The sequence below is a fragment of the Arthrobacter sp. 35/47 genome (assembly GCF_000520475.1).
Lineage (GTDB): Bacteria > Actinomycetota > Actinomycetes > Actinomycetales > Micrococcaceae > Arthrobacter_D > Arthrobacter_D subterraneus.
In genome coordinates, this window is record NZ_KI914594.1 from 61,731 (window position 1) to 64,310 (window position 2,580).

2 protein-coding genes are annotated in these 2,580 nt (G+C 67.7%); both read left to right on the forward strand.

Going from position 1 to position 2,580, the window contains the following annotated elements; all coding sequences use genetic code 11:
- Positions 1-1,967, forward strand: a 1,967-nt coding sequence (locus X803_RS18715) for a PTS fructose transporter subunit IIABC (protein WP_156930018.1), incomplete at its 5' end; no start/stop codon positions are given.
- Between the two features lie 23 nt (positions 1,968-1,990).
- Positions 1,991-2,580 (forward strand): phosphoenolpyruvate-utilizing N-terminal domain-containing protein (locus X803_RS18720; RefSeq protein WP_035778331.1); only part of this gene is annotated, 590 nt, incomplete at its 3' end.

A 2,580-nucleotide genomic window follows, 5' to 3' on the forward strand; every position in this document is an offset into this window, starting at 1 on the left:
ACGCCGAGCTGGTGGTGGCGCAGGGCCGTGCCGACCAGGTGGAAGGGCTGTTCGCTGACGCCCTGGCCCGCGAGGAGAAGACGGCCACCGGAATTCCCGGTGGAATCGCCATCCCGCATTGCCGGTCCACCGCCGTCCTTGAGCCGACGCTCGCCATGGCCCGCCTCGAACCGAAGGTCGATTTCGGTGCCAAGGACGGCCCGGCAGACCTGGTGTTCTTCATCGCAGCCCCGGAGGGCGCGGACCAGCAGCATCTCAAGCTCCTGTCGAAGCTCGCCCGCTCCCTGATCAAGAAAGACTTCACCGCAGCGCTGCGCGCCGCTTCCTCCGAGCAGGAGATCGTGGCCCTCGTGGAGGAAGCGCTCGACGCCGGGCCCGGGAAGAAGGAAGGCGGCGCCACCTCGGTGAACCCGGAGTCTGCCGACCCCGGTACCACCACGCCGCCGGTCGCAGCGCGCACCAAGCGCCTGATCGCCGTGACCGCCTGCCCCACCGGGATCGCCCATACCTATATGGCCGCGGACTCCCTGGTTGCCGCCGCCAAGGAGCGCGGCATCGACCTCCAGGTGGAGACGCAGGGATCCTCCGCATCCACTCCCCTGGACCCCTCCGTGATCGCCGCCGCCGACGCCGTCATCTTTGCCGTCGACGTCGACGTTCGCGACAAGCACCGGTTCGCCGGCAAGCCGGTCATCAACGCTCCCGTGAAGCGCGGCATCGACGAGCCCGGCGTCATGGTGGAGGAAGCGCTCGCCGCCGCCGACAACCCGAATGCCCGCCGTGTGGCCGACTCCTCGACACCCGGAACGCACGACGACGAGTCCGGCAGTGAAAGCATCGGCGGCCAGCTCAAGCGCGCGCTGCTCACGGGCGTCAGCTACATGATCCCGTTCGTTGCCGGCGGCGGCCTCCTCATTGCCCTCGGCTTCCTGCTCGGCGGGTATGACATCACCGGGTTTGCTGATGACATGGTGGTCAACAACAGCCTGTGGAACCTGCCCACGGAATTCCCGGAAACAGCCTCGGGTGCCCTCGGTGCCTACCTCGGAGCGGTGCTCTTCAAGATCGGCGCCCTGTCAATGGGCTTCCTGGTTCCGGCCCTTGCGGGCTACATTGCCTACGCGCTCGCTGACCGGCCGGGCATCGCACCGGGCTTCGTCGCCGGCGCGGTGGCAGGTTTCATGGGCGCCGGGTTCCTCGGGGCGATCGTCGGCGGCCTGCTCGCCGGGTACGTGGCCATGAAGATCGGCAAACTGTCGGTACCCCGCTGGCTGCGTGGCCTCATGCCAGTGGTCATCATCCCGCTGGTCGCCTCCATTGTGGCTTCCGGTCTCATGATCCTGATCCTGGGTGGCCCGATTGCCGGCCTGACCGTGGCACTGAACGACTGGCTGTCCGGCCTCACCGGTGCCGGTGCACTGCTCCTCGGGGTTATCCTCGGCCTGATGATGGCCATCGACCTCGGCGGCCCCATCAACAAGGTGGCCTACGCCTTCGCCGTCGCCGGCCTCGGTGCCGGCACCGTCGCCAACCAGGCGCCATGGCAGATCATGGCCGCGGTCATGGCCGCAGGCATGGTTCCCCCGCTGGCCATGGCGCTGGCAACGGTGATCGACCGACGCCGTTTCTCCCTCGCCGAGCGCGAGAACGGCAAGGCTGCCTGGCTCCTGGGATCCGCCTTCATCTCCGAGGGTGCAATCCCCTTCGCGGCAGCGGATCCGCTGCGGGTCATCCCCGCAGGAATGCTGGGATCGGCGGTAACCGGCGCCATCATCATGGGAACCGGAGTGACATCGCAGGCCCCCCACGGAGGAATCTTTGTATTCTTCGCGATCGGCAATGTCGTTATGTTTGTTGTAGCGATCCTCGTAGGCATGGTCATCTCGGCCCTGGCCGTGGTGGCCCTCAAGCGGTTCGCTGTCCGCAAGCCGGTACCGGCTGCCGCTTCCGAGTCGGTTGCCGCCTAGTCCCAAGCTGAGGAGTTGGACCATTGAACACGTTTACGGGCGTAGGAGTGAGCCCCGGCAGGGTCATCGGACCGGTGCGGCAAATGCCGCGCCCGGTAGCGGAGCCCCCAGCCGGGGAGAAATGGTCCAACACCACGGTTGATGAGGAAACGGCACGGTTGAAGGCCGCCGCCAAGAGCGTGCAGGCCGAGCTGCGGAAGCGCGGCGACTCGGCCACCGGAGACGCCAGGGCAGTCCTGGAAGCCACCGCCATGATGGCAGCGGATCCCATGCTCCTGAAATCCTCCAATACCCTCATCGTCGCCGGCATCTCCGCCGAACGGGCAGTCTGGGAGGCGGGGGCGCAGGTGGCGGACATGCTGAGGGGCCTGGGCGGTTACATGGCCGAGCGCACCCAGGACGTCCTGGACGTCCGTTCGCGGATCGTCGCCGAACTGCGCGGCCTGCCGGCCCCCGGTATTCCTGCGGCCGACCGCCCCTTTGTTCTCGCGGCGGAGGATCTGGCACCGGCGGATACCGCAACGCTTGACCCGGAAGTGGTTCTTGCGTTGATCACCTCCTCCGGCGGCCCCCAGTCCCACACCGCCATCCTGGCGCGGGCACTCGGTCTCCC